18 protein-coding genes are annotated in these 18,464 nt (G+C 69.5%); 12 read left to right on the forward strand and 6 right to left on the reverse strand.

Going from position 1 to position 18,464, the window contains the following annotated elements:
• Position 1: 1 nt before the first annotated feature.
• Genes WFM69_RS13175 through WFM69_RS13195 form a run of 5 tightly spaced genes read left to right on the forward strand, consistent with a single transcriptional unit; the run spans position 2 to position 5,117 of the window.
• On the forward strand, positions 2-778 hold the full coding sequence (locus WFM69_RS13175) for a gamma-glutamyl-gamma-aminobutyrate hydrolase family protein (protein WP_337005384.1): 777 nt from the start codon (positions 2-4) through the stop codon (positions 776-778).
• A 23-nt stretch (positions 779-801) separates the two neighbouring features.
• Positions 802-1,566: an SDR family NAD(P)-dependent oxidoreductase gene (locus tag WFM69_RS13180; RefSeq protein WP_337005386.1), complete on the forward strand. Its 765-nt coding sequence runs from the start codon at positions 802-804 to the stop codon at positions 1,564-1,566.
• Positions 1,551-2,936: a glutamine synthetase family protein gene (locus WFM69_RS13185; RefSeq protein ID WP_337005388.1), complete on the forward strand. Its 1,386-nt coding sequence runs from the start codon at positions 1,551-1,553 to the stop codon at positions 2,934-2,936. Before WFM69_RS13180 ends, WFM69_RS13185 begins: the two co-directional genes overlap by 16 nt.
• 1 nt (position 2,937) lies before the next feature.
• Complete coding sequence (locus tag WFM69_RS13190) at positions 2,938-4,380, forward strand: aldehyde dehydrogenase family protein (protein ID WP_337005390.1); 1,443 nt, start codon at positions 2,938-2,940, stop codon at positions 4,378-4,380.
• Positions 4,381-4,394: 14 nt separating this feature from the next.
• Positions 4,395-5,117: a FadR/GntR family transcriptional regulator gene (locus WFM69_RS13195; RefSeq protein WP_337005392.1), complete on the forward strand. Its 723-nt coding sequence runs from the start codon at positions 4,395-4,397 to the stop codon at positions 5,115-5,117.
• A gap of 164 nt (positions 5,118-5,281) precedes the next feature.
• On the opposite strand, the gene WFM69_RS13200 is transcribed toward WFM69_RS13195, so the two are convergent.
• Complete coding sequence (locus WFM69_RS13200) at positions 5,282-6,349, reverse strand: threonine aldolase family protein (protein WP_337005394.1); 1,068 nt, start codon at positions 6,347-6,349, stop codon at positions 5,282-5,284.
• 83 nt (positions 6,350-6,432) lie between these two features.
• On the opposite strand from WFM69_RS13200, the gene WFM69_RS13205 reads away from it, so the two are divergent.
• On the forward strand, positions 6,433-7,809 hold the full coding sequence (locus WFM69_RS13205) for an MFS transporter (protein WP_337005396.1): 1,377 nt from the start codon (positions 6,433-6,435) through the stop codon (positions 7,807-7,809).
• 92 nt (positions 7,810-7,901) lie between these two features.
• Here the strand turns inward: WFM69_RS13205 and WFM69_RS13210 are convergent, their stop codons facing one another.
• Together WFM69_RS13210 and WFM69_RS13215 are read right to left on the reverse strand one after the other, a co-directional pair.
• Positions 7,902-8,546, reverse strand: coding sequence for an SDR family NAD(P)-dependent oxidoreductase (locus tag WFM69_RS13210; RefSeq protein ID WP_337005398.1), 645 nt, complete (start codon positions 8,544-8,546; stop codon positions 7,902-7,904).
• 107 nt (positions 8,547-8,653) lie between these two features.
• On the reverse strand, positions 8,654-10,093 hold the full coding sequence (locus WFM69_RS13215; RefSeq protein WP_337005400.1) for a DUF6421 family protein: 1,440 nt from the start codon (positions 10,091-10,093) through the stop codon (positions 8,654-8,656).
• A 72-nt stretch (positions 10,094-10,165) separates the two neighbouring features.
• Between WFM69_RS13215 and WFM69_RS13220 the strand changes: the two genes are divergently transcribed.
• The gene (locus tag WFM69_RS13220; protein ID WP_337005402.1) at positions 10,166-10,624 is read left to right on the forward strand and encodes an Lrp/AsnC family transcriptional regulator; all 459 of its coding nucleotides are present in this window, start codon (positions 10,166-10,168) and stop codon (positions 10,622-10,624) included.
• A 15-nt stretch (positions 10,625-10,639) separates the two neighbouring features.
• Here WFM69_RS13220 and WFM69_RS13225 read toward each other — a convergent pair whose 3' ends face one another.
• Entirely contained in the window at positions 10,640-11,665 is a 1,026-nt protein-coding gene (locus WFM69_RS13225; RefSeq protein WP_337005404.1) for an ArsR/SmtB family transcription factor, read from the reverse strand.
• A 45-nt stretch (positions 11,666-11,710) separates the two neighbouring features.
• Between WFM69_RS13225 and WFM69_RS13230 the strand changes: the two genes are divergently transcribed.
• Genes WFM69_RS13230 through WFM69_RS13240 form a run of 3 tightly spaced genes read left to right on the forward strand, consistent with a single transcriptional unit; the run spans position 11,711 to position 13,389 of the window.
• Complete coding sequence (locus WFM69_RS13230) at positions 11,711-12,073, forward strand: cupin domain-containing protein (protein ID WP_337005406.1); 363 nt, start codon at positions 11,711-11,713, stop codon at positions 12,071-12,073.
• A gap of 14 nt (positions 12,074-12,087) precedes the next feature.
• The gene (locus WFM69_RS13235; RefSeq protein ID WP_337005408.1) at positions 12,088-12,378 is read left to right on the forward strand and encodes a DUF4287 domain-containing protein; all 291 of its coding nucleotides are present in this window, start codon (positions 12,088-12,090) and stop codon (positions 12,376-12,378) included.
• A gap of 36 nt (positions 12,379-12,414) precedes the next feature.
• The gene (locus WFM69_RS13240) at positions 12,415-13,389 is read left to right on the forward strand and encodes a 1,4-dihydroxy-2-naphthoate polyprenyltransferase (RefSeq protein WP_337005410.1); all 975 of its coding nucleotides are present in this window, start codon (positions 12,415-12,417) and stop codon (positions 13,387-13,389) included.
• Positions 13,390-13,423: 34 nt separating this feature from the next.
• Here the strand turns inward: WFM69_RS13240 and WFM69_RS13245 are convergent, their stop codons facing one another.
• Positions 13,424-13,711 (reverse strand): DUF4229 domain-containing protein, encoded by a 288-nt coding sequence (locus WFM69_RS13245; RefSeq protein WP_337005412.1) that lies wholly within the window; start codon positions 13,709-13,711, stop codon positions 13,424-13,426.
• A 9-nt stretch (positions 13,712-13,720) separates the two neighbouring features.
• Positions 13,721-14,644 carry a hypothetical protein gene (locus WFM69_RS13250; RefSeq protein WP_337005414.1) on the reverse strand — a complete coding sequence of 308 codons (924 nt, stop codon included), beginning with the start codon at positions 14,642-14,644 and terminating at the stop codon, positions 13,721-13,723.
• Between the two features lie 627 nt (positions 14,645-15,271).
• Between WFM69_RS13250 and WFM69_RS13255 the strand changes: the two genes are divergently transcribed.
• Both WFM69_RS13255 and WFM69_RS13260 read left to right on the forward strand, forming a co-directional pair.
• The gene (locus WFM69_RS13255; RefSeq protein ID WP_337005416.1) at positions 15,272-16,393 is read left to right on the forward strand and encodes a glycoside hydrolase family 16 protein; all 1,122 of its coding nucleotides are present in this window, start codon (positions 15,272-15,274) and stop codon (positions 16,391-16,393) included.
• A gap of 94 nt (positions 16,394-16,487) precedes the next feature.
• Positions 16,488-18,365 carry a DUF7507 domain-containing protein gene (locus tag WFM69_RS13260; protein WP_337005418.1) on the forward strand — a complete coding sequence of 626 codons (1,878 nt, stop codon included), beginning with the start codon at positions 16,488-16,490 and terminating at the stop codon, positions 18,363-18,365.
• The last annotated feature ends 99 nt before the right edge of the window (positions 18,366-18,464 follow it).

Raw genomic sequence — 18,464 nt, forward strand, 5'->3', positions numbered from 1 at the left:
GATGGAGTCCATCATCAGCATCACGCCGCCCCTCCGACCCCTGATCGGCATCACCGGACGACGCACCCGTGCGGGTGTGATCGGCGCGCCGCACGGATTCGCCGACGCGCCGCTCGAGGCCTACCTGAGCGAATACGCGACGTCGGTGCTGCAGGCCGGAGGACTCCCCGTGCACCTGCCGATGGACGCGGACCCCGCCGAGCTCGTGGAGCGCCTCGACGGCATCGTGATCGTGGGCGGCGACGACGTCGACCCGCGGCGATACGGCCAGGCTCCGGGACCGTTCACACTCGCCGTCGACCCGGAGCGCGATGACTTCGAGTCGGGCGTGATCGAGGCCGCGATCGCACGCGGCATCCCGGTGCTCGGGGTCTGCCGCGGCGCGCAGCTGATCAATGTCGTCCGCGGCGGCACGCTGCGTCAGCACCTGGCACACGGCGAGGGTGAGTCGCACGGCTCCTACGCCTACCCGCGCGCCCATCGCGTGCACGATGTGCGCACGGCCGCGGGCAGTCTCGTGCACGAGCTCTACGGCGACACCACGCGCGTCAACTCGTTCCACCATCAGGCGGTCGATGCCCCCGGCCGCGGAGTCGTCGTGACCGGCACGGCGCCGGACGGTGTCGTCGAGGCGATCGAGGTCGAAGGTCTTCCCGTCGTCGGGGTGCAATGGCATCCGGAGACCTTCGACGCCGACCCGATCTTCGGCTGGCTGGTCGACCAGGCAGCCGTCTACGCGACGCTCGGCGCCGCGTCCGAAACGCAGCACGTCGCCTAGGCGTCGCTGGACAAGGAGAAGAAATGCGACACGCAGACAAGAACGCCTTCATCACGGGCGCCGGATCCGGCATCGGTCGGGAGACCGCGCTCCGCCTCGCGGGCGAAGGAGCCCGCATCCTCGTGACCGACGTCTCGGCGGAGGGTGCGGCCGAGACCGTGCGCCTCATCGAGGAGGCCGGCGGCACCGCGCTCGCCGCCGTGGTCGATGTCCGTTCGCGGGAGCAGATCCGCGCCGCGGTCGACCTCGCCCGCGAGGCGTGGGGGTCGCTGCACCTGCTCGTGAACAACGCCGGCGTCGTCACCGAGCACTCCTTCGAGACGCTGACCGAGGAGGCCTGGGACTTCGTCTTCGACATCAACCTGAAGGGGCAGTTCCTGGTGGCGCAGGAGGTCGCGCCGCTGATCGCCGAGTCCGGCGGCGGTGCGATCGTGAACCTCTCCACGGTCGAGGCGCTCGTCGTCGTGACCAGCACGGGCACCGCGCAGCCGCACTACAACGCGAGCAAGGGCGGCGTGCCGATGCTGACCAAGGCGCTCGCGGTCGAGCTCGCCGCGAAGAACATCCGCGTCAACTGCGTCGCACCGGGACCCATCGCGACCGACTTCTTCGATTACGAGAGCGTCACCAGCCCCGAGGCGCTGGAGTTCATGAAGCAGCGCCTGCTGGTGCCGCGCGTGGGCGTCCCCGCCGACATCGCCGCAGCCGTCTCGTGGCTGCTCAGCGACGAGGCGTCCTGGATCGACGGCATCCAGCTCCCCGTCGACGGAGGGTGGCTGACGCGATGATCGACGACGTGCGCCTCGCGCCGGACGAGCTCGAAGCCGCCGGCATCCGCACCGTGATCGTGGCGACCCCCGACCTCCAGGGTCGTCTGGTCGGACGCCGCATCCCCGTCGAGGGATTCGGACGCGTCGTCGAGGACGGCGTCGACATCTGCACCTGCGCCTGGGCGTGGGACATCGACCAGGGACTGGAGCTGATCGACCAGAACAAGTTCGCGCTGTGCGGCATGCACAACGGTGTGCCCGACGTGACCCTCATCCCCGACCTCGACACGCTGCGCCCGGCGGCCTGGCTGGAGGGCGTCGCGATCTGCCTCGCCGACCCCGTCGACGTGCACACGCACGAGCCGATGGCGCTCTCGCCACGCGTGCTGCTCAAGCAGGAGCTCGCGCGTATCCGCGAGCGCGGCCTCACCCCGCTCGCCGGGACCGAGCTGGAGTTCTACCTCTTCCGCAACGACCCGCGGGAGCTGCGCCGCTCCGGCTTCCGCGACCTCGACCCGACCACCCTCACCCCCTCGGACTTCATGATCCACGAGGGCAACCTGTACGAGCCGTTCTTCCAGAAGCTGCGCTCCGACCTGCGCGCCAGCGGCATCCTCGTCGAGGCTGCGCAGAGCGAGTGGGGTCTCGGACAGTGGGAGATGACGTTCGAGTACGGCGATCCGCTGGAGATGGCCGACCGGCATGCCCTGTACAAGCTGGCGGTGCGCGACACCGCCGCCCGCGCGGGCATGTCGGCGACGTTCATGGCCCGACCCCTCAACGACCAGCCCGGGTCGTCGTGTCACGTGCACGTCTCGTTCGTCGACGAGGAGGGCACGGCGGTCTTCTGGGACGAGTCGGCGCCCGATCGTCTGAGCGGACGGATGCGCTCCGCGATCGCGGGCGCACTGGAGCACGCACCGGCGCTGATGGCCTGGTACGCCCCGACCGTCAACTCCTATCGCCGCAGCAACTCGTCCGACGTGGCGGGCAGCGGGCGCACCTGGGGCTTCGACAACCGCACCACGACGGTGCGCGTGGTGGGGCACTCCCCGAAGGCGCTGCGGTTCGAGTTCCGTCTTCCCGGTGCCGACACCAACCCGTACTTCACCCTCACCGGTGTGCTCGCCTCGGCGCGCGACGGGATGGACAAGCAGACCGTGCTCGGCGATGCCGTCGTGGGCAGTGCGTACGACCTGCCGGGTGACGGCGCCATGCCCGCCGACCCGCGCCAGGCGAGCGTGCTGTTCGGGGAGAGCGCCCTCGTGCAGGAGCTGCTCGACCCCGAGCTCATCTCGCACCAGCAGGTGCTGCTCGACCACGAATGGTCGACGTTCATGTCCCGTGTCACGGACTGGGACCTGCACCGCTACTTCGATCGGATCTGACATGACGTACCCCTCCCTGCGCACCTGGATCGGCGGCGCCGCCGAGGAGAGCCCCGAGAGCGACGGCTCCTGGCTGCACGACCCGAACACGGGGGAGGCTCTGGCCGCTTCGGCGTCCAGTTCCCTGGAGCAGGTCGAGCGCGCCGTGGCAGCCGCCCAGCAGGCGCACGACGATGCACGCTGGCGCGGGCTCACCCCGGAGCGGCGGGCCGAGAAGCTCGATGCCCTGGCGGACTGGCTCGACGAGCGGGCCGAGGATGTCGCCCGTCTGGATGCGCTCAACAGCGGGGTGCCGATCTCGATCACGCGCCTCTTCGGCGGTGCGAACGGCGCGACACTGCGAGATGCCGCGCGGCGGGCGGTGGCGATCGGCGATGTGCGCGATGTCCCGTCCGAACAGGGCGGCGTGCGACTGCACCGCGTGCCGTGGGGACCGACCGCGCTGATCCTGCCCTGGAATGCGCCGAGCGCCATGGCCGTCAAGAAGACCGCGTTCGCGCTCGCCGCCGGGGCGCCGGTCGTGCTCAAGCCGTCGTCGTTCTCACCCTGGAGCGCGCAGCTCCTGCTCGAGGGCGTGCACGCGGTGGGCATCCCCGACGGTGTGGTCGGGCTCGTGCAGGGGAGCGGGGGCGTCGGTCGCACCCTGGTCGCGGATGAGCGCATCGCCGCGATCTCGATGACCGGATCGACCCCCACGGGTCGCGCGATCGCTGCGACGGCTGCGCCGCGGTTCGCCCGGCTGCAGCTGGAGCTGGGGTCGAACAACGCCGCGATCGTGCGGGCGGATGCGGACCTTCCCGCCGCGGCGAAGGCGCTGGCGGACGGGGTGCTCAAGCTCTCCGGGCAGTGGTGCGAGGCTCCGCGGCGCGTGCTGGTCGATCGCGCCCGTCGCGACGAGCTCGCGGGCCTGCTGATCGCGGAGTTCGGTCGGCGTGCGATCGGCTCGAGCCTCGACGAGGCGACCCAGGTCGGTCCCGTCGCGTTCGCCGAGCGTCGTGACGAACTGATCGAGCAGCGGGATCGACTGGCGGAGGCCGGCGCCGAGATCCTCCGCGTCACGCAGGTGCCTTCGCGGGGCTGGTTCTTCGAGCCGACCGTGGCGGTGCTGGACGGGCCGGGGCTGGCAGACGAGGTGTTCGGACCGATGCTCCTGGTCGGCGGCTACGACAGCGAGGAGGAGGCGGTGACGCTCGCGAACACCGGGCAGGTCGGCCTCGCCGGCTACGTGTTCGGCTCCGACGTCGAAGCCGCTGCCGCACTCGGCACCCGCCTGATCGCGGGCGAGGTCAAGGTCAACGGCACGAGCGTGCTCGACATGTCGCCCGAGTCGTCGCAGAGCTTCTTCGGCGCGAGCGGTCTGGGCGGGCACGGTGACGACGATGTGCTTGACTTCTTCGTGGGGAAGCAGATCGTGGGCACAGACCGCCCGGGTCTTCCCCTCTGACCGGAGGAGCACGGATGAGCGAGCGTGACGACGCGCCGCACGACTTCTCCCGTGCCGTGCTCCAGCCCGTGTCGGGGTATCAGGCCGTGGCCGGGTTCCTGCGACGCGAGATGGCGCTCGGCCGCATCCGTCCGGGCGATCGGCTTCCGCCCGAGCGTCGACTCGCCGAGCAGCTGGGCGTCTCGCGCGAGACGCTGCGTCAGGCCCTGCGCATCCTGGAAGGCAGCGGGCAGATCGTGATCTCGCGCGGTGCGTCCGGTGGTGCGATCGTGCAGGACGCCGCGCTCGACCCTCGCCTGATCCGCGAGGAGGTGCGCACGCGCTCGGCCGAGATCGGCGAGCTCACCGAGTTCCGCTCCATCGTGGAATCCGGCGGTGCAGCACTGGCGGCGAGTCGTCGCAGCGACGCCGATCTCGAGGCCATGGCCCTGGCGCAGCGCGACCTTGCCGCCGCCGTGACCAAGGCGGAGTCCCGCATCGCCGACACCGACTTCCACATTGCGCTCGCCGAGGCCTCGGGCAATTCCTTCGTGCGCGATGCCGTCGAGGAGGCGCGGGTGCGCATGTTCGAGCCCGTCGACCTGATGAGCTTCGACTTCGTGAAGGAGTCGAGCTGGGCGGCGCACGAGCAGATCCTCGATGCGGTGCGTCGGGGCGATGGCGAGGCCGCGGATGCCGCGATGCGCGCGCATCTGCGCACGACCCGCGAGGAGTTCACGCGGGTCGTCGAGTCCTGACGCGCGGCGCGCTGGTACCACCCCTTCGCCCGAATCACCCCCTTGCTCCCCGAACCACCCCTTTGCGCGCGTGCGAAGGGGGGTGGCTCGCGCCAAAAGGGGTGGGTCACCACGCTGCGCGAACGCGCATTTTCAGCGCCGGGTGACCGGCTGGCGATGAGGGGTCAGCGCGTGGTGAGGCGCGACAGTTCGGCGACGAACGCGTCGACGTCGGCCTCTTCGGTGTCGAATCCGCACATCCACCGCACCTCGCGGCGCGCGGCATCCCAGTCGTAGAAGCGGAACACGTCGCGGAGCTTGTCGGCGACGCCCTCCGGCAGGGTCGCGAAGACGCCGTTGGACTGGGTGGGCTGGGTGAACTCGACGCCGGCGATGGATCCATCGGCGATGCCGGCCTCGATGGCGAAGCGCAGGCGAGCCGCCATGGCGTTGGCGTGCTGGGCGTTGCGCAGCCACAGGTCGCCCTCGAGCAGCGCGATCAGCTGTGCCGACACGAAACGCATCTTCGACGACAGCTGCATGTTGAACTTGCGGGAGAACTTCAGGCCGTCGGCCGCGTCGGGATTCAGCACCACGATGGCTTCGCCGAGCATCGCCCCGTTCTTGGTGCCGCCGAACGTCAGCACATCGACGCCGGCATCGCGCGTGAACGCCCGCAGCGGCAGGTCGAGGGCCGCGGCCGCGTTCGAGATGCGGGCGCCGTCGAGGTGCAGCTTCATGCCGCGCTCGTGCGCGTGATCGGCGATCGCACGGATCTCGTCGGCGGTGTACAGGGTGCCGAGCTCGGTGCTCTGGGTGATCGAGACGGCCAGCGGCTGCGCACGGTGCTCGTCGCCCCAGCCCCAGGCCTCGCGGTCGATGAGCTCGGGGGTGAGCTTGCCGTCGTCGGTGGGGACGGTGAGCAGCTTGAAGCCGCCGATCTTCTCGGGGGCCGCGGCTTCGTCCACGTTGATGTGGGCGGTGGATGCCGCGATCACGGCGCCCCAGCGCGGCAGCATCGACTGCAGGCCGGTCACGTTCGCTCCGGTGCCGTTGAACACCGGGAACGCCTCGACGCCCTCGCCGAAGTGCGCCTGGAAGACCTCCTGCAGGCGCGCGGTGTACGCGTCCTCGCCGTAGGCGCTCTGGTGGCCTCCGTTCGCCGCGGCGATGGCCGCGAGGACCTCGGGGTGGATGCCGGAGTAGTTGTCGCTGGCGAAGCCCCGGATCGCGGGGTCATGCTGGATGGTCACCCGTCCAGCCTAATTGCCGCGCGTCCCCTCCCGTCGCGGCGGTGGGGTTCCGGATGTCGGAGGCCCGTCCTACCCTCGAAGGCATGGAGCGCACCGCCGCGCGTCGGGCTTTCGCCAACGTCCTCATCAACACGCTCATCGCCAACGTGACGACGAGCTTCCTGTGGTTCGCCCTCACGTTCTGGGTGTACGTCGAGACGCGGTCCGTGCTCGCGACGGGCATCATCGGCGGTGCGTACATGCTGTTCATCGCGTTCTTCGCGATGGCGTTCGGCACGATCGTCGACCGCAATCGCAAGCACACCGTCATGGTGATCTCGAGCGTCATCTCGGCGCTGGCGTTCCTCGTGGCCGGAGTCCTCTATGTGTGGCAGCCCGAGGCGGCGCTGCTCGATCTCGGCGGGCCCTGGTTCTGGTTGTTCTCTGGCGTCATCCTGTTCGGCGGCGTGATCGAGCAGCTGCGCAACATCGCGCTGTCGACCACGGTCACCCTGCTCATCCCGGAGGAGCGGCGGGCCATTGCCAACGGCCTCGTCGGCACGGTCCAGGGCATCGCGTTCCTGGTCACGAGTGTGTTCTCCGGGCTGTCGATCGGCTTCCTCGGCATGGGGTGGACGCTCGTGATCGCCATCGGTGCGATGGGCCTGACCTTCGCGCACCTGCTGTTCATCCGCATCCCCGAGGGTGCGCCGGAACCCGATCCGGATGCGTCCAGCGCGCTCGACTTCCGCGGCAGCGTGCGCGCGATCCGCCTTGCGCCCGGCCTGTTCGCCCTCATCATCTTCTCCACGTTCAACAACCTCATCGGCGGCGTCTACCTGGCGCTGATGGATCCGTACGGCCTCACGCTCTTCGACGCGCAGACGTGGGGGTTCGCGCTGGCCTTCGCCTCGACCGGCTTCCTGATCGGCGGAGGACTGGTCGCGAAGTTCGGCCTCGGCCCCAAGCCCATGCGCACGATGCTCCTCGTCGTGATCGCGATGGGACTGCTCGGGGCGGTGTTCATGCTGCGCGAGTGGTGGCCGCTGTACGTCGTCGGGATGTGGGTGTACATGGCGCTGGTGCCCCCGGTGGAGGCGGCCGAGCAGACGGTGATCCAGAAGGTCGTGCCGTTCGAACGGCAGGGGCGCGTGTTCGGTGTGGCCGCGGCGATGGAGGCGGCAGCGGCTCCGATCACCGCGTTCCTCATCGCGCCGCTCGCGGAGTTCCTGATCATCCCGTACATGAACACCGCCGAGGGCGAGCAGCAGTGGGGATGGCTGCTCGGAGAAGGGGAGGCGCGGGGTATCGCCCTGATCTGCCTCTTCGCGGGCCTGATCATGGTGGTGGTGGCCACCCTGGCCTTCTTCACGCGCTCGTACCGCAAGCTCACCGAGCTGTACGCCCAGGCGCCGGAGCCCGAGCCTGAACCGGAGGCCGAGGTCGATCCGGAGGCGGAGGTCTCCGAGCAGCGCGACTGACGCGACACGAACATCGCAGAACGACACGAACTTCGCAGACTCTCGCCAGATTCGTGCGAAGAACCTGCCGTTCTGCGAGTTCAGGCGACGGGTCAGTCCAGATCGAACACGCGATCGTTGAGCTCGGACGCGTCCTGATCCCACAGCGTGAGGATCCGTGCGACGAGAGTCTCGGGGTCGAGCGCCTTGGCGCGGAACACGACGGATGCCGCCCGCAGCGGCTCTTCCGCCTCACGCGCGGCCTTGACGTATCCCTGAGCGACGGCTCTGGTCCAGGCTTCGCTCCCAGCCTTCACCGCGGCGTAGTTCGCGCCTCCCGCGAGGGGTCGCGCGACGGCGGTGGACGACACGATCGCGAAGCGCCCGGCGGGGGAAGCGCGCAGGGCGTCGTCGAATGCGCGGCTGGTGGCGCGGACGGCATCGAGCGCGGGAAGCAGTGCCGCGAAGTCGTCGTCGGATTGCCCTGCGAGGCCGCCGCCGCCGCGCCAGCCGCCGACGAGCGGGATCACCGCATCCACGGGGCCGATGCCTGCGGCCAGCGCGGTCATGTCGTCGAGCGAGGTCGCGTCGGTGACGACCGTTTCGGCGCCGGCGACTCGATCGGTGAGCTCGGCGAGTCGCGTCGCGGACCGTCCGGTCACGACGACGCGATGCCCCGCCCCGACGAGCCTTCGCGCGAGCACCTCTCCGGTTGCTCCGCTCCCGCCCGCGAGAACGATCACGCGCCCTGCACTCATGGCCGAACCACCCCTCTTTCTGCGAACCACCCCCCCGCGAACGTACGCAAAGGGGTGGTTCGACCACAAGCGGCCGGATCGGCGTGGGCCGACCCGGCCGCGTGTCGTCAGTCGTCGCTGCCGCGGATGCCGACGGTTGACTCGATGACCGGCTTCATCTTCTTGTCGAGGGTCTCGAAGAACATCGACAGGGGGAACTCGTCGTCCATCACCGCGTCCGTGTAGCCCTTCGGCGCGCCGGCGAGGATCTCGTCCGACAGGCCGCGGGCCCACTGCGATGCGGGGTGCGGGGTGAGCGTGCCGCGGACGAGTTCGTACGCCGCGAGCCAGTGCGCGACCTTGGGACGGTCGATCGAGTGCCAGTACAGGTCGTCGATCGCGTCTCCGAGCGCCACGACCGCGTCGGGCACGGCGTCCCAGTCGAAGGCGAGGGCCGTGTCGGTCCAGTGCAGCACACCGCGCTGGTGCAGCCACGCGAACAGCAACTGCCCGCCGACCGCGTCGTAGTTGCGCGTGCGGGTGCCGGTGATCGCGAAGCGGAAGATGCGGTCGAAGATCACCGCGTACTGCACGAGGTGCGCGTAGTCGTGGGTCTCCTGCTCGATCGCCGTGAGCTCCTCGCCGGCGGCGATCCGGGCCGCGAGGGCCCGCTCGATCTTCACCGACTCGCGGAACGCGGTCATGTCGCAGCGCATCTCCTCCAGCGAGTAGAGGAAGAACGGCATCCGCTGCTTGATCATGAACGGGTCGAAGGGCAGATCGCCGCGCATGTGGGTGCGGTCGTGGATGATGTCCCACATCACGAACGTCTTCTCGGCCATCGCCTGGTCGTCGAGCATCGCGGCGGCGCGCTCGGGCAGGTCGAGGTTGGTGATCTCGGCGGCGGCCCGCGTGACGCGGCGGTAGCGGGCGGCCTCGCGGTCCTGGAAGATCGCGCCCCACGTGAAGGTCGGGATCTCGCGCATCGCGACGGTCTCGGGAAACAGCACGGCCGAGTTCGTGTCGTAGCCGGGAGTGAAGTCGACGAGCCGCAGCGAGACGAACAGCTTGTTGCCGTAGTCGCCCGCTTCGAGTGCGGCGATGAACTCCGGCCAGATCGTCTCGACGATCAGGGCCTCGACCAGGCGGTCGCTCGAGCCGTTCTGCGTGTACATCGGGAACACGACGAGGTGGCGGATGCCGTCGATGCGGTGCTGCTGGGGCTGGAAGGCTACGAGCGAGTCGAGGAAGTCGGGCACGCCGAAGTCCGAGGCGGACCAGCGGTCGAAGTCGACGACCGACGCGGCGAGGTAATCGGCGTCGTGCGGGAAGGCGGGGGCGAGGGCGCGGATCGCGGCGGTGATGGCACCGACGAGCGCGCGGGCATCGTCGTGGTGTGCGGCATCCGGGATGGATCCGTCCTTGATCTGCAGCTCGCGGATCGCGATCGCGGCGTCCTTGAGCTGCGCCCAGGCGGTGGACTGCTCGGCGACCGATGCGTCCTCGACGACCTCGGGTTCGCCGACGATGGCCTGAACAGCGGAACTGTTGGCGGAAATGAGGGACATCGGGACCTCCGATCGGAGTGTTTGACGGAAAGATTCCGGCGTATGCGGAATCCTGACGATAATCTTACAGCCATGGATGACTCTGTCGACCGTGCGATCCTGGCCGCGATCTCCCGTGACGGGCGCGCCACCCTCTCCCAATTGTCGGATGCCGTCGGCCTCTCGGTCTCGGCGGTGCAGTCGCGGTTGCGTCGGCTCGAGACCCGAGGCGTGATCACCGGTTACCGCGCGATCCTCGACCCCGAGCAGGTGGGCACTCCGCTGTCGGCGTTCATCGAGATCACCCCCCTCGACCCGGCTCAGCCCGACAACGCGCCCGAGCTGCTCGAGCACCTGGATGCGATCGAGGCGTGCCACTCCATCGCCGGTGACGCGAGTTACATGCTGTTCGTTCGGGTCGCCTCCCCGCGCGCCCTCGAGGAGCTGGTGCGCGACGTGCGTCTCGCGGCGAACGTCAGCACGCGCACCACCGTGGTGCTGCAGACCTACTACGAACACCGCCCGATCATCCCGGTGGGCTCTGCCGAGTAGTCCGTGCCGCGAGTGTCACAGCGCGGCGCCCACCAGAGCCTCGCCCAAGGGGGTGCGCAGGTGGAGCATCCTGCTCCCGTCGCGCTCGCTGGCGATCAGCCCTGCACCGCGCAGCACGGTCAGATGATGGGATGCGGTGGATATCGCAAGGCCGGCATCGAGAGCGATCTGGGTCGTCGTGCGGGCGGTGCCGGCCCGAAGCAGCATGCCCGCGCGTGCCGGACCCAGCAACGCGCCGAGAGCGTCGGCGATGTCCGCGGAATCCCGCGCCCACCCGGCCGTGACGCCTCGCGCAGGATAGAACAGGGTGGGCTGAGCCGGTGGCTCGGTCAGGACCATGCAGCCCCATGACGACATGACGGACGGGGCCAGCACGAGGCCGCTTCCGCGGCAGTCCACCTGTTCGCTGTGACGGCGCAGTGAGACGCGGACGGCGCCGTCGCCCCAGGTGACCTGCCGGTGCAGATCGCCGGCCATTCCCCCGATGCCGGTGCTCGCGATGGTGCGTGCGCGGACGGCGATGTCGGCGCGCAACAGCCGTTCGAGTTGCGGCCACACCGGGGCGAGGGCTGCGTCCCACACGGCCGACCAGGCGTCGGCGATCATCCGACGCGCCTGCTGCGGATGATCTCTCATGTCCCGCAGTGCTTGTCGGCGGGCGCCCGTCGAGCGCACCACCATCTTCTCGAAGTCCACGCGCATCGGGGCGAGAGGCGCGGCGCGCAGCTCGGCGAGTTCGACCGCGGGAGTCAGGTCCCACCGGGGTGCGGTCGTCAGGAAGTCGGGCAGGTACCCGTCGTCGCCGATCACGGTCGCGAGCAGCGCGAAGTCGTCTCGGGGCAGGCGGGCGCGCACGGCTCGCAGCCATCCCCATTGCAGGGGATGTGCCGCCGGACGCAGCAGTACCCGCACGGCGTGGGCCAGCTCGTGCCCGGGCGAGATGCCGAATCGCACCGCCTCGATGTCGCCGGGGCTCAGGTGGAACTCGACGCGGTGGTCGGGGTGCTCGACGCCCTCGACCGGAACGGAGTTTCGATCCACATCGAAACTCTAGGGCTTGCCCTGAGCGCTGTCGAGACTGGGATCATGAACAGCACACCACTTCTCCCGGGTGTCGTCGCCGCCGCCGACCTCCGCATCGGCACGGGGCGTAGCCGCCGGTTCGTCGGTGCCGACCACGGTGCTGACGTGTCGTACTTCTTCGTCGAGAATCAACCGGGGGAGGGGCCGGGAATGCACTGGCATCCCTATCCTGAGACCTGGGTGGTCATCGAGGGCGTCGCGTCCATCACGGTGGGCGAGGAGACCTTCCTCGCCCAGGCGGGAGACACGGCCACCGGGCCCGCCTACGTTCCGCACCGTTTCACGAACGTGGGCGACGGGGTGCTCACGATCATCGGCATCCACGCCTCCGCCACCATCATCCAGACGTTCCTCGACGAGGACTGAGCATCGGAGCAGACATGTCCTTCCAGGCATACCTCGACAACATCGAGACCAAGACCGGCCTCACCCCACGGCAGTTCATCGCGCTGGCGACGGAGAAGGGCTTCGACAGCACCACGAAGGCCGCACCGATCGTGGCGTGGTTGAAAGAGGACTATCAGCTGGGTCAGGGGCACGCGATGGCGCTCGTGCACGTGATCACGAAGGGGCCGCAGATCAGCGCCAAGCACGTCGGCTCGGGTGGCGCTCACGCGGATGCGTCCGACACGCTCTGGCTCGACGGCAAGGACAGCAACCCGCACGCGTGAGGGGCGGGCATCGGCCCGGCCAGTAGGATTCCCTGCGTGGCAGCATCCTCCCAGCGCAAGAAGAAGACCCAGAGTGCGAAGCGCACGCCGACCCGCACGAGCGGGAATCCGGCGAAGCGCCCGGTCGTCGAAGCGGGGCCGGTGACGGTAGCCGATTGGATCGGGGCCGCACGTCTGCGCACGCTGCCGCTCGCGATCGCGCCGGTTGTCATCGGCACGGGTGCGGCACGCAGCACCGAGCCCGAGTTCCACTGGGTCATCGCGCTGGCCTGCCTCGCCGTGGCGGTGTTCCTGCAGATCGGCGTGAACTTCACCAACGACTACAGCGATGGCGTGCGGGGCACCGATGCGCACCGGGTCGGGCCCGCACGTCTGACCGCCTCGGGCCGCGTGCGTCCGCGCACCGTGCTGATCATCGGGCTGGTGTTCTTCGCTCTCGCAGCACTCGTCGGGCTCGCGATCGTGGTGCGCACGGGGCAGTGGTGGATGCTGGCCGTCGGCGCCGCGTGCATCGTCGCCGCGTGGTTCTACACCGGGGGCAAGCGGCCCTACGGATACTTCGGCCTCGGCGAGGTCTTCGTGTTCGTGTTCTTCGGCCTGGTCGCCACTCTCGGCACGACGTGGGTGCAGATCTTCGACCTGCCGCAGCAGGCCTGGCTCGGGGCGATCGCGGCCGGTCTCTTCGCCTGCGCCGTGCTGCTCGCGAACAACCTCCGCGACATCGATCAGGACCGGTTGGTGGGAAAGCGCACGCTGACGGTGCTGATCGGCCGCCGCGCGACCCAGGTGCTGTTCACGCTGTTCGTGCTGGCGCCGTTCGTCATCGCCGCGGTCCTGGCGCTGCTGTTCCCGGTCGCGTGGATCTCGCTGCTGGCTCTGCTGGCGGGGCTGCCGGCGATCGCGATCGTCTGGTCGTACCGCCAGCCGAAGGAGCTGGTCACGGCTCTCGCCCTCACGTCGCTGACGGCGCTGCTGTACGCGGGGGCACTGTTCTGGGCTTTCGTGGCCTGATCCTTCGAGTCGAGCTCAGTCGCTCGGGCACACGTCAGTCGCGGGCGTCGGCGTCGTCGACGGCCTGGTCCTCGGCGTCGGCATCGGCCTGGCTCGCGGACGAGCGGCTCTCTCGGCGTTCCTGCAGGCGCGCAGAGGCGTCGGTCAGGGGCGCGCGCAGGAACAGCATCGAGATGCTGACGCCGATGAGGGCGGCGAAGATCGCGGCCAGCCACCAGAACTCGCGGAAGATCGGGAAGAAGAACCAGAGGATCGCGAGCGGGACGAGGAACGCCAGCAGCCGCAGCACGGTGTAGACGAGGAAAGGCGCGGGCTTCTTCACCCCACCAGTCTACGTTCGCGGTGCGGGGGCGCCGTCAGCGTCGCTGTCGATGCCGAGACGAGCGAGGGGGATGCCCCGTACGACACGGTGCCACGGGTGCTCCCCGAGTGACCACAGCAGGCGGGCATCGGGGTCGAGCGCCAGGTCTTCGCACCCGACGGGGAGCGGCACGCGGTCGCGCTGCAGTGCATCACGTGGCCCTGCCCACAGCGTGCCGGGGTGCATTCGATCCGACTGCGACACGAAGTGGCGATCGCCCCAGCGGACCGCTCCCTGCATGCGGGGGATGGCGGGGGAGAAGCGGTCGACCTCGCTGAAACTGTCGCCGTCGCTCTCGGGGACCGTGAACTCGCCGATCCGTCCGCTTTCGTCGGTGCGGTGTTCGCCGATGAGAACGCGACGCAGGGGTGTGCCGTCCTGGTCGAACACGCGCCCGAGGTAGGAGCAGCGCAGCGCCACCGGATGCACGCGGGTCCGCACCGCGGCGAGTGCCGTCGAGCCCTTGCCGCGCCCACCTCCGGCGAGCCGGTGAGCGAGTTCGCCGCGCACCTCGCGGATGTCGGACAGGTCGAACTCCCAGATGCCGCGTCCGGTCGCCGCGACGAACAGTCGATCATCGAACCAGGCGAGACCGCCGGCGTGAATCGGGGCGGGTGCGAGTCCGCCCTCATCGTCGGCGACGGCGAGGAGCACATCGAGGTGTCGTGAGCGGTCGAGGTCGATGAGGGTGACGCGCGAGGCGAGGTGCGTTCCGGTGAGTTCCTGCCGGAACCAGGTCACGGCCAGGGCTCGTCTCCCGCGCCACTCGCCGAGGTCGATGCCCTGCGGGTACCAGCGTCGGGTCCACGCTCGGGCGCTCAGCCATCGCAGGTCGACCGTGTCGCGGCGCGTGTGCCGCACCGGGCGCCAGGTCGATCCGAATGGCCAGAGCATGCTCCCCATCGTCGTCGATCGGGATGGTCGCGCGTGCGGCGACGGCGCGCTGTCAGCGTACGCACAGGGTTGTATATCGGTGACCTGTAATGTGTTACCTGCTGCGGTTCCTCCTTCCGGAGGATGAGCCTCTGCGGTCGACTCGATGGGGGTCGGGATGACCGCGGAGTGGCCGGCCCCCGCTTCGGCGGGCGGCCGGCCTCCCGGGTGCTTCGCGCCCGGCCAGTGCCACGCACTGGGAGGTGCGGCTTGGTTTCGGGTACGGGGCCGCACCTCCGCGTGGACGCACGGTGCATGGCGAGAAGCTCGCGAGGTCTTTGGATAGTCGCACAGACCTTGTAGCATGTTACGTGTTGCATGTCGTGCGCTACTGGGGAAGAACGACTGGAGAGCAGTGCAGGAGGGGTCGGTGACGGCGCGAGTTCCCACCGACGCCTCCTGCACTGTCGTCGCCTTCCTGAGGGACGCCCATGTTCATGCTCTGGTCCGGTGCGCTGCGCCGGTCACGATCCCGATCCCGACGGAAAGAGGCATCCCATGTCACCCCGACTCCGCGTCATCGTTCCCCTTCTCGTCGTGGGGAGCTGTGTCGGGTTAGCTGCGTGCAGCACCCCGGTGCAATCGCAGATGGCCGATGAAGTCACATCGACGGCTCCTCGGTCGACGCCGAACACCGAAGACCTGACGATGCCTCCGAGCGAGGAGCCGGCGACGGAGCCGCCAGCCGACGAGGAGGCCACCGACCCGGGTGCGGAGGACGCGGGCCCACCGGCGGCGTCGGTGCCGGTCCCACGGCCGGTGACGCCGGTCACTCCGGTCGCTCCGAGCAAGCCGGTCGTCCCCGCCGCTCCCGTCGCTCCGGCGTCGCCGCCGTCTTCGTCCGGATCACCCGCGCCAGAGGAGTCGACACCGCAGGCGCAGGCGCCACAGGCCGCAAGCCGTTCATCGGTGCGCGCGGCGCGGGTTCCGCTGGCCGCACCGGCGTCTCCGGTCGTGCCGCAGACCGATGACCAGTCGGATCAGGGCCCCAGTGACGCGCTCCCGGTCGGAGACCTGCCCGGCTGGCACCAGATCCTGGCGGAGGACTTCGACACCTCGTTCGCACAGGGCGGCTTCTCGAGCAGTGTCTACGCCGATCGGTTCAATACGTACGACGGCATGAAGGATACCTCGGGGCACGGGACGTACGACTCCGACGTGCTCTCCGCGAAAGACGGCGTGCTCGACTGGTATCTCCACTCGACGGCGCAGGGGCCGCGGGTCGCCGCCTTGGTGCCCGAGGTGGAACAGGGCAACTGGGGGCAGCTCTACGGCCGCTACTCCATGCGCTTCCGCAGTGATCCCGTCCCCGGGTACAAGGCGGTCTCGATTCTCTGGCCCGACTCGGACGTGTGGCGTGAGGGCGAGGTCGACTTCCCCGAGCTCTCCGACCTCGGCACTGACCCGTACATGTACGCGAACCGCTATGCCGCAGGGCGCGGCGATCTGAACGGTGACACGGCCGGCGTGCGCACCAAGGTGTCGGCCTCCGACGGGAACTGGCATGTGGCCACGATCGACTGGCAGCCCGGCAGCCTGACCTACTACCTCGACGGTGAGCGGCTCGGCACGACGACCGATCGCGTGCCGGCCACCGAGTTCCACTGGGTGCTCCAGCTCGAGACGGCCGTCAATTCACCGTCACCCGATCCGTCCGCCGCCGGCCACTTCCAGGTCGACTGGGTGGCGATGTACTCGCGTGCGGAGTGAGGAAGGGTCCGCGCAGCGGGCGCGGCGAGAGACCACCGCACGAGCAGCCGTCGGCAGACGCCGAGTCGCAATGAGCTCCACCAAGGGGGAACGAATGAGAAGAAGAACGTCCGGATTCGGCATCGCGGGGGTGATCGGCGCAGCGTTGCTGACGCTCGTGGCTCTCACGCCCGCAGCGGCGGTCGAGAACGTCTCGGGAGCCACGCTCGTGGGAACGCCGGGTGTGCGATCGACGGTGAGCACCACGACCGGCACGCCCTGCGGTGCCGGAGTGCCGGTGTGCGGGGCTCCTGTCGACGTGCACTACGGGTCGGGCGATGCCCGCAGCGTGACCTCGTACACGATCGGTGGGAGGGTCTTCGAGTTCGTTCCGACCGCCGACGGCGGCGTCGATCCCGGTACCAAGACGGCCCTGCGCGTGCCCAACGCGCAGGTCTCGACCGATCGTCAGATCATCTGGAGCGTCGACACCGGCACGCATGATGACATCCTGGGCTCCGACCCGGGATCACGGGACATGTTCGACATCCTCTCCGACGAGGTGCTCACCGACGGGGCGGACAACGTGTTCGCGAACGCGGGTGGGGCGAACGTGAACGACATCGAGCGGATCGACGTGAAACGCGAGCCGTTCGCGACGAACGATCCCGCGGGGACGGGTGTGATCATCGCCGAGCGCGGCGGCAACGATGCGTTCAAGATCGCCGCGATCACGGCTGTGGCAGCGGACGGCAGCCCGACGGCGTTCGGCCCGGTCCTGCCGATTCCGGTCTCCCAGTGGGCGGGTGCCGCGAACCTGATTCCTGCCGTGAGCGCGACCGTGCTGCGCAAGGACGTCACGGACACGGTCTGGCACCCCAGCGATGCGGTGTCGGGTCAGAACATCCGCGGGCTCTACATCTCACTCGCCGACCTGGGCATCCCGTCTGGGCAGACCGTGTACGGGGTGGCGCTCGTCGCCAACGACGAGACCAGCATGAACCCACCCGCATGGAACCTGACGACCGACGCGAACGTGAACGGCGGCCTCGATCTGGTCGCGGCGCAGTTCGTCACGACTCCGTCCATCGCCCTCGAGAAGAGCGTCACGCCGACGTCGGCGTCGAACGTGGGAGACACAATCGCGTACACCTTCCACGTCACGAACACCGGTCTCGTCCCGCTCGCGAACGTCACCGTGAACGAGACGGCGTTCACTGGCACCGGCAGCCTGGGCCCGATCACGTGCGGTCCGAACAGTGTCGCCAACGGCACAGCGACGCTTGCGGTGGGGGCCGCTATCGACTGCACGGCGACCTACCAGCTCACCGCGGCGGACACAGCGGCGGGGCAGGTCACGAACACCGCGACGACGACGGGCACGCCGCCCTCCGGTCCGCCCGTCGTGTCGCCGCCCGACGACGGGAATGTGATCATTCCGCCGGCTCCGTCCCTATCGCTCGATAAGGAGGCCGATCCGGCGACCGCTGCGGCGGTGGGCGACACGATCACCTACACGTTCCACGTCACCAACACGGGGAACGTCCCGTTGACGGACGTCAGGGTCGACGAGACCGCGTTCAGCGGCACGGGGGCGTTGGGGGTGATCACGTGTGGTCCGGATGGGATCGCGAACGGCGCGGTCACTCTCGGCGTCGGGGCGGCCATCGACTGCTCGGCGACGTACCAGCTCACCGCGGCGGATGTCACGGCCGGCACGGTGACCAACACGGCGACGACCACGGGCACGCCGCCGAGCGGACCACCGGTGGTATCGCCGCCCGATGACGGCAACGTGGAGATCCCGCCCGCGCCGGTACCGACGCCGACGCCGACGCCGACGACTGCTCCGACGAGTGCTCCGACTCCGACGGCTGGGGGTGGCCTCGCGATCACGGGTGGAGATGTTCCGGTCGTTGTGCTCATCACCGGAATCGGCGCGGTCGCGGCAGGAGCCGTCCTGCTGCTGGTCCGCCGACGCGCCCGTCGCTGATCGCGCGACCTCACCCGCCCCGCCGCCCGCTTGTCTCCGGGCGGCGGGGCGTTCCGCGAACACACCCCGACGGCGACACGCGGCGCCGTCGCAACGAAA

This window comes from Microbacterium sp. LB12, from assembly GCF_037150835.1.
GTDB lineage: Bacteria > Actinomycetota > Actinomycetes > Actinomycetales > Microbacteriaceae > Microbacterium.

Bases quoted from the DNA above. Each gene is read 5' to 3' on its own strand.
- WFM69_RS13175 (WP_337005384.1), top strand. From the start codon at position 2: ATGGAGTCCATCATCAGCATCACGCCGCCCCTCCGACCCCTGATCGGC.
- WFM69_RS13180 (WP_337005386.1), top strand. From the start codon at position 802: ATGCGACACGCAGACAAGAACGCCTTCATCACGGGCGCCGGATCCGGC.
- WFM69_RS13190 (WP_337005390.1), top strand. From the start codon at position 2,938: ATGACGTACCCCTCCCTGCGCACCTGGATCGGCGGCGCCGCCGAGGAG.
- WFM69_RS13195 (WP_337005392.1), top strand. From the start codon at position 4,395: ATGAGCGAGCGTGACGACGCGCCGCACGACTTCTCCCGTGCCGTGCTC.
- WFM69_RS13205 (WP_337005396.1), top strand. From the start codon at position 6,433: ATGGAGCGCACCGCCGCGCGTCGGGCTTTCGCCAACGTCCTCATCAAC.
- WFM69_RS13210 (WP_337005398.1), bottom strand. From the start codon at position 8,546: ATGAGTGCAGGGCGCGTGATCGTTCTCGCGGGCGGGAGCGGAGCAACC.
- WFM69_RS13215 (WP_337005400.1), bottom strand. From the start codon at position 10,093: ATGTCCCTCATTTCCGCCAACAGTTCCGCTGTTCAGGCCATCGTCGGC.
- WFM69_RS13220 (WP_337005402.1), top strand. From the start codon at position 10,166: ATGGATGACTCTGTCGACCGTGCGATCCTGGCCGCGATCTCCCGTGAC.
- WFM69_RS13230 (WP_337005406.1), top strand. From the start codon at position 11,711: ATGAACAGCACACCACTTCTCCCGGGTGTCGTCGCCGCCGCCGACCTC.
- WFM69_RS13235 (WP_337005408.1), top strand. From the start codon at position 12,088: ATGTCCTTCCAGGCATACCTCGACAACATCGAGACCAAGACCGGCCTC.
- WFM69_RS13250 (WP_337005414.1), bottom strand. From the start codon at position 14,644: ATGCTCTGGCCATTCGGATCGACCTGGCGCCCGGTGCGGCACACGCGC.
- WFM69_RS13255 (WP_337005416.1), top strand. From the start codon at position 15,272: ATGGCCGATGAAGTCACATCGACGGCTCCTCGGTCGACGCCGAACACC.
- WFM69_RS13260 (WP_337005418.1), top strand. From the start codon at position 16,488: ATGAGAAGAAGAACGTCCGGATTCGGCATCGCGGGGGTGATCGGCGCA.